The organism is Pseudomonas paraeruginosa PA7 (assembly GCF_000017205.1).
Lineage (GTDB): Bacteria > Pseudomonadota > Gammaproteobacteria > Pseudomonadales > Pseudomonadaceae > Pseudomonas > Pseudomonas paraeruginosa.
On the sequence record NC_009656.1, the window covers coordinates 555,026 to 567,492 of the forward strand.

9 protein-coding genes are annotated in these 12,467 nt (G+C 67.7%); 3 read left to right on the forward strand and 6 right to left on the reverse strand.

The window, feature by feature from the left end; translation table 11 throughout:
• Positions 1–59 precede the first annotated feature (59 nt).
• A complete protein-coding gene (locus PSPA7_RS02560) occupies positions 60–680 on the forward strand; it encodes a TetR/AcrR family transcriptional regulator (RefSeq protein ID WP_003157297.1) in 621 nt (206 codons plus the stop codon).
• A 37-nt stretch (positions 681–717) separates the two neighbouring features.
• Here the strand turns inward: PSPA7_RS02560 and PSPA7_RS02565 are convergent, their stop codons facing one another.
• The 5 genes from PSPA7_RS02565 to hydA all read right to left on the reverse strand — a co-directional run bounded on the left by PSPA7_RS02565 (position 718) and on the right by hydA (position 7,586).
• Positions 718–1,989 carry a cytosine deaminase gene (locus PSPA7_RS02565; RefSeq protein WP_012074021.1) on the reverse strand — a complete coding sequence of 424 codons (1,272 nt, stop codon included), beginning with the start codon at positions 1,987–1,989 and terminating at the stop codon, positions 718–720.
• Positions 1,979–3,229, reverse strand: a complete 1,251-nt coding sequence (gene codB / locus PSPA7_RS02570; RefSeq protein WP_012074022.1) for a cytosine permease — start codon at positions 3,227–3,229, stop codon at positions 1,979–1,981. Before codB ends, PSPA7_RS02565 begins: the two co-directional genes overlap by 11 nt.
• Positions 3,230–3,410: 181 nt before the next feature.
• Positions 3,411–4,688 (reverse strand): NAD-dependent dihydropyrimidine dehydrogenase subunit PreA, encoded by a 1,278-nt coding sequence (gene preA, locus PSPA7_RS02575; RefSeq protein ID WP_023443368.1) that lies wholly within the window; start codon positions 4,686–4,688, stop codon positions 3,411–3,413.
• Positions 4,685–6,052 (reverse strand): NAD(P)-dependent oxidoreductase, encoded by a 1,368-nt coding sequence (locus PSPA7_RS02580; protein WP_012074023.1) that lies wholly within the window; start codon positions 6,050–6,052, stop codon positions 4,685–4,687. Before PSPA7_RS02580 ends, preA begins: the two co-directional genes overlap by 4 nt.
• Before the next feature lie 94 nt (positions 6,053–6,146).
• A complete protein-coding gene (gene hydA, locus PSPA7_RS02585) occupies positions 6,147–7,586 on the reverse strand; it encodes a dihydropyrimidinase (RefSeq protein ID WP_041025278.1) in 1,440 nt (479 codons plus the stop codon).
• Positions 7,587–8,201: 615 nt separating this feature from the next.
• Between hydA and PSPA7_RS02595 the strand changes: the two genes are divergently transcribed.
• Both PSPA7_RS02595 and PSPA7_RS02600 read left to right on the forward strand, forming a co-directional pair.
• A complete protein-coding gene (locus tag PSPA7_RS02595) occupies positions 8,202–9,692 on the forward strand; it encodes an NCS1 family nucleobase:cation symporter-1 (protein ID WP_012074027.1) in 1,491 nt (496 codons plus the stop codon).
• A 58-nt stretch (positions 9,693–9,750) separates the two neighbouring features.
• Positions 9,751–11,034 (forward strand): Zn-dependent hydrolase, encoded by a 1,284-nt coding sequence (locus PSPA7_RS02600; RefSeq protein ID WP_012074028.1) that lies wholly within the window; start codon positions 9,751–9,753, stop codon positions 11,032–11,034.
• A gap of 199 nt (positions 11,035–11,233) precedes the next feature.
• Here PSPA7_RS02600 and PSPA7_RS02605 read toward each other — a convergent pair whose 3' ends face one another.
• The gene (locus PSPA7_RS02605) at positions 11,234–12,457 is read right to left on the reverse strand and encodes a CaiB/BaiF CoA transferase family protein (protein ID WP_012074029.1); all 1,224 of its coding nucleotides are present in this window, start codon (positions 12,455–12,457) and stop codon (positions 11,234–11,236) included.
• Positions 12,458–12,467: the final 10 nt, after the last annotated feature.

Sequence of the window (12,467 nt, forward strand, 5' to 3'; positions counted from 1 at the left end):
GTCGCCGCACGCCCGGATTTGCTGGTAGCCTTGGTTGAATTCGCAGTAATGGATCGCACATGGGCACACACAAGATCGAGATCCGCCGCCGCAACGTCGAGAAGATTCTCCTGGCCGCCGAAAAAGTCTTCGCCGAAAAAGGCTACGCCGGCACCTCCATGGGCAACATCGCCGAAGAAGCCGAACTGCCGCGCTCCAATCTGCACTACTACTTCAGCACCAAGGACGAGTTGTACCGCGACGTCCTCCTCGGCCTGCTCGAGGTCTGGAAGCAGGACGCCCTCTGCTTCGAGATGTTCGATGACCCAAGGGTGGTATTGACCAGCTATATCCGCGCGAAGATGAACCACTCGCGCACCCGTCCGCATGGCTCCAAGGTCTGGGCCAACGAAATCATGCATGGCGCGCCGCTGCTCGGCGCCACCCTCGACGACAGCCTCTACGAATGGGCCAAGATGAAGGAGGCGAAGATCCGCCAGTGGGTCGAGGAAAAGCGCATCCTGCCGATCGAACCGAGCAGCCTGCTCTACCTGATCTGGGCCTCCACCCAGCACTACGCCGACTTCGGCTACCAGGTCGAGGTGCTCAACGGCCACCAGCCGCTCAGCGACATGCAGTTCGAAAGGGCGGTACAGACGGTGACCAGCGTGGTCTTGCGCGGAATCGGCCTGGAGCCCTGAGCAATCGGAGCCTTCGCGCGAAGGCTCCGGCGAAGGCTCAGCTGGCGCGGGTGAAGTCCACCGCTTCCGCCTGTTCGAGGAACACCGTGGTCTGCGCCGGGAGCGTCTCGGCGAGCAGCCGTCCGCCGCGGATCGAGTAGCGCACCGGGACCTGCCGGCGTACCGCGTCGAAGCCGTCGCGGGCCGGCAGCACCAGCAGGTTGGCCGGATGGCCGACCTCGATGCCGTATTCCCGCAGGCCGAGGGTGCGGGCGCTGTTGCGGGTGATCAGGTCGAGGCCCCCGTCGATCTCGTCGTAGCCCATCATCTGCGTCACGTGCAGGCCCATGTGCAGCACCTGCAGCATGTTCGCGGTGCCCAGCGGGTACCAGGGGTCGAACACGTCGTCGTGGCCGAAGCAGGTGTTGATCCCGGCACCGAGCAGTTCCTTGACCCGGGTGATGCCGCGGCGTTTCGGATAGTCGTCGAAGCGCCCCTGCAGGTGGATGTTCACCAGCGGGTTGGCGACGAAGTTGATTCCCGACAGTTTCAGCAGGCGGAACAGCCGCGAGGTGTAGGCGCCGTTGTAGGAGTGCATCGCCGTGGTATGGCTGGCGGTGACCCGTGCGCCGAGGCCGTCGCGATGGGCGAGCATGGCCAGGGTCTCGAGGAAGCGCGACTGCTCGTCGTCGATCTCGTCGCAATGCACGTCCACCGGCAGGTCGTAGCGCCTGGCCAGGTCGATGGCCTTGTGCAGCGACTCGACGCCCAGCTCGCGGGTGAATTCGAAATGCGGGATCGCCCCCACCACGTCGGCGCCCAGGCGTAGCGACTCCTCCAGCAGTTCCAGGCCGTTGGGGTAGGAGAGGATGCCCTCCTGGGGGAAGGCGACGATCTGCAGGTCGACCCAGGGCGCTACTTCGCCGCGCACCTCGAGCATAGCCTTGAGCGCGGTGAGGGTCGGGTCGGAGACGTCGACGTGGCTGCGCACGTGCTGCACGCCGTTGGCGATCTGCCACTTCAGGGTCTGCCAGGCGCGCTGCTTGACGTCCTCGTGGCTGAGCAGCGCCTTGCGCTGGGCCCAGCGTTCGATGCCTTCGAACAGCGTGCCGGAGCGGTTCCACTCCGGCTGGCCGGCGGTCTGGGTGGTGTCGAGATGGATGTGCGGCTCGATGAACGGCGGCACGGCGAGACCGCCGGCGCCGTCCAGGCGCTCGCCGGCGTCGTCGGCGGCCTGTTCCATCGGCACCAGGGCGGCGATGCGGCCATCGGCGACGCGCAGCTGCCAGAGACCTTCGCGGCCGCGCAGGCGCAGGTTGTCAATCAGCATGGAGGACCTCTTCTGGTTTGTTCGGGCTGCGGCTCAGCAGGGGATTGAGCAGCAGGTAGGCGATGGCGGCGCCGAGCACCGCGTTGACCGGCACGATCCCCGGCAGCCAGTGGCCGGCGGCGGTGCCGCAGGCGACGGCGAGGATCGCCGCCCAGTTGATCGCCTGGATGTCCGCGCAGGGGTGCTGGCGGTAGCGCCGGCGGCGACTCAGGTAGTCGGCGATGATCACCCCGCCGATGGGCGGTATGGCGGCGGAGAGGAAAGTCAGCCAGCCGACGAAGTGGTTGTACAGCCAGAGCGCGGCGAGGGTGCCGAGGGCGCCGTTGAGCATCGCCAGGAAGCGGCTGGAGAGCCCGGTGATGTTGGCGAAGCCGAGGCCGGAGGCATACAGCGCGTTGTCGTTGGTGGTCCAGATGTTCAGGCCGAGGACCAGGATCGCCGGGATCAGCAGGCCCTGCGCGATCATCACGTCGGAGATATCCGACTTGCCCACCGCCGCCGCGCCGGCCGCGCCGAAGATGAACATCAGCGAGTTGCCGAGGAAGAACGCCACCAGGCACACCACCACGGCGGTGCGCGCGCTGCGACCGAAGCGGACGAAGTCGGCGGTGAGGGTGCCGGCGCTGACGAACGAGCCGACCACCAGGGCGATCGCCGCCGAGAGGCTCAGCGGCGCGCTCGGCGTCACCTGCTGCAAAGCCGCCAGGCCGCCGGCGTCGCGCACCGCGAGCCACACCGAGTAGCTGCCGAGGACGACGATCGCCGGTACCGCGATGGCCGACAGCAGCGTCAGCCCGGCGATGCCGAAGAACACCGTGAGGGTCATCAGCGCCCCGGAGACCAGGATCAGCAGGTTGACGTCGAGTCCGCTGGCCTTGGCCACCGGGATGGCGAACATCGCTACGCCGACGCCGAACCAGCCGACCTGGGTGCCGCCGAGCAGCGCCGAGGGCAGCCAGGAGCCCTTGCTGCCGAACGAGTAGTGCGCCAGCAGGTGGGTGGAAAGGCCGGTGCGCGCGCCGATGAAGCCGAGGATCGCGGTGTACAGGCCGAGCATCAGGTTGCCCAGCAGTACGGCGAGGAAGAAGTCGTCGTAGCTCAGGCCGGTGCCGAGGGTGCCGCCGGTCCACATGCTGGCGGAAAAGAAGGTCAGGCCGAGCATCACCACGCTCAGGGCCAGCGCGCTCTTGCGCGCCGCCAGCGGGACCGGTTGCTGGCTGTAGTTGCTGTCTGCGGACATGCGCGAGTCTCCATGGGGCGCCGGCCGTCCGGGAGCGTCGGCCGGGCCGCGGCGAATGGTAGTCGAAGGCGGGTCGATCCGACAGACGCCGTTGCGCGTCGCCGGACCGCAGCGGCACGCAGGAAGCGTGCCGGCGCGCGGCAGGGCGGCGTCCGCCGGGGATGCGGGCGCCGCCCTGCGTTCAGGAGGCTTCGCGGTAGGGGTTGCGCGGATCCTGGGTCCAGTTGAGATAGGGCTTGCCGGTATCCTGCGGCACCATTTCGATGCAGTTCTCCACCGGACAGGTGATCTGGCACAGGTTGCAGCCCACGCACTCGGCGTCGATCACTTCGTAGCGGTGCGTGCCGTCGGCCCGGGGCAGGCTGGCGATGGCCTGGTGCGAGGTGTCCTCGCAGGCGATATGGCAGCGGCCGCAACCGATGCAGGCGTCCTGGTCGATGCGGGCGATCACCTGGTAGTTGATGTCCAGGTACTTCCAGTCGGTGGTATTGCCCACCGCGGCGCCGCTGAAATCGGCCAGCCGCTGGTAGCCTTGGCTGTCCATCCAGCGCGCGAGACCGTCCTGCATGTCCTCGACGATACGGAAGCCGTGCAGCATCGCCGCCGTGCACACCTGCACCGCGCCGCAGCCGAGCGCGACGAATTCCGCTGCGTCGCGCCAGCTGCCGATCCCACCGATGCCGCAGATCGGCAGGCCGCGGGTCTGCGGGTCGCGGGCAATCTCGGCGACCATGTTCAGGGCGATCGGCTTCACCGCCGAGCCGCAGTAGCCGCCGTGGGTGCTCTGGGTGCCGACCACCGGCAGGGCGACCATGCGTTCCAGGTCGACGCTGGTGATCGAGTTGATGGTGTTGATCAGCGACACCGCGTCGGCGCCGCCGCGCTGGGCGGCGCGCGCCGACTGGCGGATGTCGGTGATGTTGGGGGTGAGCTTGACGATCACCGGCAGCGAGCAGTGGGTCTTGCACCAGCGGGTGACCATCTCCACGTACTCCGGCACCTGGCCGACCGCCGCGCCCATGCCGCGCTCGGGCATGCCGTGGGGGCAGCCGAAGTTCAGCTCGATGCCGTCGGCGCCGGTGGCTTCCACCAGCGGCAGGATGTATTTCCACGACTCCTCGACGCAGGGCACCATCAACGACACGATCAGCGCGCGGTCCGGCCAGTCCTTCTTCACCTGGGCGATCTCGCGCAGGTTGATCTCCAGCGAGCGGTCGGTGATCAGCTCGATGTTATTGATCCCCTGCACCTGGCGGTTCGGCCCGAAGTGCGCGGAATAGCGCGACGACACGTTGACCGCCGCCGGGTCTTCGCCGAGGGTCTTCCAGACCACCCCGCCCCAGCCCGCCTCATAGGCGCGGACCACGTTGTAGGCCTTGTCGGTGGGCGGCGCGGATGCCAGCCAGAAGGGGTTGGGCGACTTGATGCCGGCGAATTCGATAGACAGGTCGGCCATCACGCAGCCTCCACGTTGAGCATGAGTTGGGCGTGGATCGCTTCCGCCGCCAGTTTGCCGTGCTGCACCGCCTGCACCGTGAGGTCCTCGCCGAGCGCCACGCAGTCGCCGCCGGCGTAGATGCCCGGGATGCTGGTGCGCATCTGCCCGTCGACCTGGATGCGGCCGCCGTCGCGGCGCAGTTGCGCCGCCAGCGGATCGCCCAGGCTGGCGTCGTCGAAGGCCTGGCCGATGGCCTTGAAGATGGCGTCGGCGGCCAGCTCGAAATGGTCGCCGGTGTCGCCCAGGCGGCCGTTCTCCAGGCGGGTGCGGGCGAAGCGCATGCCGCGCACCCGGCCATGCTCGTCGAGCAGTACCCGTTCCGGTCGGGCCCAGGTCAGCAGGCGCACCTGGCTGGCCTTGGCGATCTCCTGCTCGTGGCCGGTGGCGCCCATTTCCTCGAAGCCGCGGCGATAGACCAGATTGACGTCGCGGGCGCCGAGCCGGCTCATCTGCACTGCCATGTCGATGGCGGTGTTGCCGGCGCCGATGACGATGCAACGGTCGGCGACGGGCAGGTCGAGCAGGTCGTCGCTCTGCCGCAGTTCGCGGATGTAGTCGGTAGCGGCGAGCAGGCCGGGGGCGTCTTCGTCTTCCAGGCCGAGGCGCTTGCTGGCGGCCAGGCCGATGCCGAGGAACACCGCGTCGTACTCTTCGTGCAGGGCGCCGAGCGCGAGGTTGTCGCCGAGGCGTTGGCCGTGGCGCAGTTCGATGCCGCCGATCTGCAGGAGGAATTCCACTTCGCGCCGGGCGAAGTCGTCCACCAGCTTGTAGCGGGCGATGCCGTACTCGTTGAGGCCGCCGGCCTTGGCGCGGGCCTCGAAGAGCACCACCTCGTGGCCGTGCATGGCCAGGCGGTGGGCACAGGACAGCCCGGCCGGCCCGGCGCCGACCACGGCGATGCGCTTGCCGGTGGCCGGCGAGCGCTTGAACGGATGCTCGCTGAAGCCGGCGTGGTCGAGGGCGTAGCGTTGCAGCTGGCCGATCAGCACCGGCGCGCACTCCTGCGCGTTGTTGCGCACGCAGGCCTGCTGGCAAAGGATCTCCGTGGGGCAGACGCGGGCGCAGCTGCCGCCGAGGATGTTCGCCGAGAGGATCTTCTGCGCCGCGCCCTGGACATTCTCCTGGGCGATGCTGCGGATGAACCCGGGGATGTCGATGCCGGTCGGGCAGGCGTTGACGCAGGGCGCGTCGTAGCAGTACAGGCAACGGGCGCTTTCGAGGTCGGCCTGGCGGGCGTTGAGCGGCGGCGCGAGGTCGGCGAAGCGCTCGGCGAGCGTGTCCGCGCCGGCGTCCGGACGGGGGAGGTGGTTCAGGGAATCGATCACGGTTGTAGCCTCTCTTCTGGTTTCTTCTCGGGGCAGTCAACGGCAATACGGCACCGTCCGGCCTCTACGGGCCGGTCCGGTATTGCGGGAAGGATCAGCGCTCGACGGCGACCGGGCGCTGGCGTTCGGCGCGGCGGCCGAGCACTTCGTACACCGACGGGTAGGCCGGGCGCTCCACGTAGCGTCCGGCGCCGGGTTCGGCGCGCAGGTCGCCGGCGGCCCAGAGCAGCTTGCCCTGGCTGATGGTGTGGCTGGGAACGCCGCGCACGGTGCGGCCTTCGAAAATGTTGAAATCGACCCGCTGGTGATGGGTGGCGGCCGAGAGGGTGCGGCTGCCCTGCGGGTCCCAGAGCACCAGGTCGGCATCCGCGCCGACGCGGATCGCGCCCTTGCGCGGGAACAGGTTGAAGATCTTCGCGGTGTTGGTGGAGGTCAGCGCGACGAACTCGTGCATCGACAGGCGCCCGCTGTTGACCCCGGCGTCCCAGAGCAGCGCCAGGCGGTCCTCGATACCGGCCGTGCCGTTGGGAATCTTGCTGAAGTCGTCGCGGCCCATGGCCTTCTGTTCGGCGCAGAAGCAGCAGTGGTCGGTGGCGGTGGTATGCAGGTTGCCGGACTGCAGGCCGCGCCACAGCGCTTCCTGGTGTTCGACGGGACGGAACGGCGGGCTCATCACGTAGCCGGCCGCGGTGGCCCAGTCCGGGTGGCGGTAGACGCTGTCGTCGAGCAGCAGGTGCCCGGCCAGGACCTCGCCGTAGACCGGCTGGCCCTTGGCGCGGGCATAGGCGATCTCGTCCAGTGCCTCGCGGCTGGAAATATGCACCAGGTACAGCGGCGTACCCAGCGTCTCGGCGATGCGGATGGCGCGGCTGGCGGCCTCGCCCTCGACCTGCGGCGGCCGCGACAGCGGGTGCGCCTCGGGGCCGGTGAGGCCCTGGGCGAGGAGTTTCCGCTGCAGGTGGAAGACCAGTTCGCCGTTCTCCGCGTGCACCGTCGGCACCGCGCCTAGCTCCAGGCAGCGCTCGAAGCTGGCCACCAGGGTATCGTCGGCGGCCATGATGGCGTTCTTGTAGGCCATGAAGTGCTTGAAGCTGTTCACCCCGTGCTGCGCCACCAGTTCGCCCATCTCCCGCGCCACCTCGTCGCTCCACCAGGTGATGGCGACGTGGAAGCCGTAGTCGGCGGCGGACTTCTGCGCCCAGCCGCGCCAGGTGTGGAAGGCCTCCAGCAGCGACTGCTGCGGATTGGGAATGACGAAGTCGATGATCGAGGTGGTGCCGCCGGCCAGCCCGGCCGCGGTGCCGCTGAAGAAGTCCTCGCTGGCCACCGTGCCCATGAAGGGCAACTGCATATGGGTATGGGGATCGATGCCGCCCGGCATCAGGTACTGGCCGCCGCCGTCGAGGACGTCACAGCCGGAGGGGGGGTCGAGGTTCTCGCCGATGGCCTGGATCAGGCCGTTGGCACAGAGCACGTCGGCTCGATAACTCTCTTCGTGAGTGACCACGGTGGCGCCACGGATCAACAGGGACATGCCGTCTTTCCTCGCAGGCTGACCGGTCGTTGCCGGTTCTTGAAATTGTTTTTTCGCCATGCGCCGAGGGTTTCGTTAATCCTGTCAGCGCTGACAGGATTCGAATCTAGATGCTGATCATGGATTGAGCAAGATTATTTTCAAATGGTTGTTTGAGTTTATAACTAATTGATTTTGAATGAATAAAAATAAATATCACCAAAATGGTGAGGGTTCTCACCATTTTGACGCGCTTGACAAGAACGCAAAAAGGTCGAGATTTCCCATGCAAAATCAGCCGCTTGAAAGCCGTGTTCGGGCGGTTGTGGGGAGATGAAAGAAGTTCGCCTGCACTCCTTTGGTTCCTGACCGGGACGACAGGCTCGCGCATTTCCCCCGACGACGCGCCGGACTGCCCGCCGGCATGTCGCCGTGATTGTCGATGAAGTGTTTCAGATCAGTCGGTTACCTCCAGTAGACCGGCCTGCCCAGTGACGTCGCGGGGTTTTCGGCACGCTTATTGAGTGCCGCCCGCGACGGCATTGTCCGGACCGGAGGTGCGGTACTGGTGGTGCGGTACTCCGGCCATCGCATTAGCCCGATGAGCGAATAACTAGAAGAATCCTGGAGAGGCCCATGCAACAGAGCAGATCGGAAGTGACCGAGCGCGACGGCTTGGTCGAGCTGTCCGCCGGCAGCGACGTACTCGACAGTCCCCGCTACAACCACGACATCGCCCCGACCCGGGTGGAACAGCGTACCTGGAACAAGTGGCACATCACCGCGCTGTGGATCGGCATGTCCATCTGCGTGCCCACCTACACCCTCGGCGGAGTACTTACCGCCTACTTCGGCCTCAGCGTCGGCGAAGCGCTGCTGGCGATCCTGCTGGCCAACCTGGTGGTGCTGATCCCGCTGACCCTCAATGCCTTCGCCGGCACCCGCTACGGCATTCCCTTCCCGGTGCTGCTGCGCGCCTCGTTCGGGATCATCGGCTCCAACGTGCCATGCCTGATCCGCGCCGTGGTCGCGTGCGGCTGGCTCGGCATCCAGACGCTGTTCGGCGGGCTGGCGATCCACCTCTTCCTCGGTTCGCTCTTTCCCGCCTGGAAGGCCCTCGGCGGCACCGGCGAGGTGATCGGTTTCCTCCTGTTCTGGGGCTTGAACCTTTGGGTGGTGCTGCGCGGCGCGGAGTCGATCAAGTGGCTGGAGACACTCTCGGCACCGCTGCTGGTGCTGGTCGGCCTCGGCCTGCTGGTGTGGGCGCTGCCGCACATCTCGGTCAGCGAACTGCTGGCGCAGCCGCCGAAGCGTCCGGAGGGCGCCAGCGTCACCGGCTACTTCATGGCCGGGCTGACCGCGATGGTCGGCTTCTGGGCCACGCTGTCGCTGAACATCCCCGACTTCAGCCGCTACGCGCGCAGCCAGAAGGATCAGATACTCGGACAGATCTTCGGCCTGCCGCTGACCATGTTCCTGTTCGCCGCCCTCGGCGTGGTGATGACCGCCGCCTCGGCCTCGCTGGTGGGCGAGACGGTTTCCGACCCGGTCAGCCTGATCGGCCACATCCCCAGCCCCGGCTGGGTAGCGGTGGCGATGGCGTTGATCATCGTCGCTACCCTCTCGACCAACACCGCGGCGAACATCGTCTCGCCGACCAATGACTTCCAGAACATCGCGCCGAAACTCATCGGCCGCACCCGCGCGGTCTGGCTCACCGGTTTCATCGGCCTGGCGCTGATGGCCCACGAGTTGCTGAAGAAGCTCGGCTGGATCGTTTCCGACCTCAGCCTGGAAAGCGTCTACTCCAACTGGCTGCTCGGCTACTCCAGCCTGCTCGGGCCGATCGCGGGGATCATGGTGGTGGACTACTTCCTGGTGCGCAGGCAACGCCTCGACCTCGCCGGACTCTACCGCGACGACGTCTACCCGGCCTGGAACTGGCCCGGCTTCGCCGCCTTCGCGGTGCCGGTGGCGCTGACCGTCATGGCCATCGGCAATCGCCAGTTCCACTGGTTCTACGACTACGGCTGGTTCACCGGCTCGCTGCTCGGCGGCGCGCTCTACTACGGCCTCTGCGGCCGCCGCGCGCGGAGCCCGGCGGCGCTGGCCAAACCGCTGCCCTGATGGGCGCACAGGCGGCCGGCGAGCCGCCGATACCCACTCCAAGCCTGAGGAGACGACAATGAGCACTGCCCGGAACGTCCTGCAATCCACCCAGCGGCACATCGATGGCCAGCGTCTCTGGCAATCGCTGATGGATCTCGCCCGCCTCGGCGCCACCGCCAAGGGCGGGGTCTGCCGCCTGGCCCTGACCGATCTCGACCGCCAGGCCCGCGATCTCTTCGTGCAATGGTGCGAAGCGGCCGGCTGCACGGTCAGCGTCGATCGGGTCGGCAACATCTTCGCCCGTCGTCCCGGGCGCAATCCGGAACTGCCGCCGGTGATGACCGGTAGCCACATCGACACCCAGCCCACCGGCGGCAAGTTCGACGGCTGCTTCGGGGTGATGGCCGGCCTCGAGGTGATCCGCACCCTCAACGACCTCGGCGTGGAAACCGAGGCGCCGCTGGAGGTGGTGGTGTGGACCAACGAGGAAGGCTCGCGTTTCGCGCCCTGCATGATGGGCTCGGGCGTATTCGCCGGGAAGTTCACCCTGGAGGAGACCCTGGCCAAGCGCGATGCCGACGGTGTCAGCGTAGGCGAGGCGCTGGACGCCATCGGCTATGCGGGGGCGCGCGATTGTCTCGGGCATCCGGTGGGTGCCTATTTCGAGGCGCACATCGAACAGGGGCCGATCCTCGAGGACGAGGAGAAGACCATCGGCGTGGTGCTCGGCGCGCTCGGCCAGAAGTGGTTCGACCTGTCCTTGCGCGGCGTCGAGGCACACGCCGGGCCGACGCCGATGCACCTGCGCAAGGACGCCCTGGTCGGCGCCGCCGCGGTGGTCGAGGCGGTCAATCGCGCGGCCCTCGGCCACCAGCCGCACGCCTGCGGCACGGTCGGCTGCCTGCACGCCTATCCCGGCTCGCGCAACGTGATACCTGGCGAAGTGAAGATGACCCTGGACTTCCGCCATCTGCAACCGGAGCGCCTGGACGCGATGATCGCCGAGGTCCGCCAGGTGATCGCCGCGACCTGCGAGAAGCATGGCTTGCAATACGAGCTGGTGCCGACCGCCGACTTCCCGCCGCTGTACTTCGACCAGGGGTGCGTCGGCGCGGTGCGCGAGGCGGCGCAGGCGCTGGGGATGCCGCACATGGACATCGTCAGCGGCGCCGGTCACGACGCGATCTTCCTTGCCGAACTCGGTCCGGCGGGGATGATCTTCGTGCCCTGCGAGAACGGCATCAGCCACAACGAGATCGAGAATGCCAGTCTGGACGACCTGGCCGCCGGCTGCGCGGTGCTGTTGCGAGCCATGCTCAAGGCTTCCGAGGCGATCGCCGGCGGCCGCCTGGCGGCCTGAGCGGCGCTTCCATCGAGGCGCGGGCATTGACCGCCTTCTACACGGGTTCGGTAGGGCGAATAACGCCAGGGGCGTTATCCGCCGATGCGCGGCTGGTCGGCGGATAACCGCGTTGCGGTCATGCGCCCTACGTGGCGGTGCTGCGCGGGGTACGGTGGGGCGTTATCCGCCGCTGCGTCGCTGGGGCGGCGCGCTGGGTTCAGATCACCTTGCCGTCGCGCAGTCTTTCCAGCGCGGCCGCGTCCAGGCCGAGGAGCGTCTCGAGGACATCGTCGGTGTGCTGGCCGAGGGTAGGCGGCGGGTTGCGGTATTCCACCGGCGTCTCGGACAGGCGGATCGGGCTGGCCACCTGCGGCACCGTGCCGCCCAGCGGGTGCGGCAGCTCCACGCGCAGGCCGCGGGCCTGCACCTGCGGGTCGGCGAACACCTGCGCCAGGTCGTTGATCGGCCCGCAGGGCACGCCGGCGCGCTCCAGGGAAAGAATCCACTCGGCGGTGCTGTGCAGCACCGTGGCCTGGCGGATCAGCGGGATCAGCACCTCGCGGTTGGCCACCCGCGCCTTGTTGGTGGCGAAGCGCGGGTCGTCGGCCCATTCCGGATGGTCTGCCAGCTCGGCGAACTTGCGGAACTGGCTGTCGTTGCCGACCGTGAGGATCATGTCGCCGTCGGCGGTGGGGAAGTCCTGGTACGGCACGATGTTCGGGTGCGCGTTGCCCAGGCGCCGCGGCGGCACGCCGGTGGTCAGGTAGTTGAGGGTCTGGTTGGCCAGGCAGGCGACCTGCACGTCGAGCAGGGCCATGTCGATGTGCTGGCCGATGCCGCTGACGTCGCGGTGGGCGAGGGCGGCGAGCACCGCGGTGGAGGAGTACAGTCCGGTGAGGATGTCGGTCAGCGCCACGCCGACCTTCACCGGACCGGCGCCTTCCTCGTTGTCGGCGCGCCCGGTGAGGCTCATCAGGCCGCCCAGGCCCTGGATCATGAAGTCATAGCCGGCGCGCTTGGCATAGGGGCCGGACTGGCCGAAGCCGGTGATCGAACAGTAGATCAGCTTCGGGTTGACCTGCTTCAGCGATTCGTAGTCGAGGCCATAGGCCTTGAGCCCGCCGACCTTGAAGTTCTCCAGCAGGATGTCGGCCTTGGCCGCCAGTTCGCGGACGATGCGCTGGCCTTCCGGCTGGGTGAAGTCCACCGTCACCGACTTCTTGTTGCGGTTGGCCGAGAGGTAGTAGGCCGCCTCGCCGGTGTCGTTGCCTTCGGCATCCTTGAGGAACGGCGGGCCCCAGGCGCGGGTGTCGTCGCCGCTGCCGGGGCGTTCGATCTTGATCACCTCGGCGCCGAGGTCGGCGAGGATCTGCCCGGCCCAGGGGCCGGCCAGGACACGGGACAGGTCGAGTACGCGGATATGGGAAAGGGCGCCGGGCATGACGGTTCTC

Excerpts from the sequence above, each read along its gene's own strand:
- PSPA7_RS02600 (WP_012074028.1), top strand. The coding sequence starts at position 9,751 with ATGAGCACTGCCCGGAACGTCCTGCAATCCACCCAGCGGCACATCGAT.
- PSPA7_RS02565 (WP_012074021.1), bottom strand. The coding sequence starts at position 1,989 with ATGCTGATTGACAACCTGCGCCTGCGCGGCCGCGAAGGTCTCTGGCAG.
- codB (WP_012074022.1), bottom strand. The coding sequence starts at position 3,229 with ATGTCCGCAGACAGCAACTACAGCCAGCAACCGGTCCCGCTGGCGGCG.
- PSPA7_RS02595 (WP_012074027.1), top strand. The coding sequence starts at position 8,202 with ATGCAACAGAGCAGATCGGAAGTGACCGAGCGCGACGGCTTGGTCGAG.
- PSPA7_RS02605 (WP_012074029.1), bottom strand. The coding sequence starts at position 12,457 with ATGCCCGGCGCCCTTTCCCATATCCGCGTACTCGACCTGTCCCGTGTC.
- PSPA7_RS02560 (WP_003157297.1), top strand. The coding sequence starts at position 60 with ATGGGCACACACAAGATCGAGATCCGCCGCCGCAACGTCGAGAAGATT.
- hydA (WP_041025278.1), bottom strand. The coding sequence starts at position 7,586 with ATGTCCCTGTTGATCCGTGGCGCCACCGTGGTCACTCACGAAGAGAGT.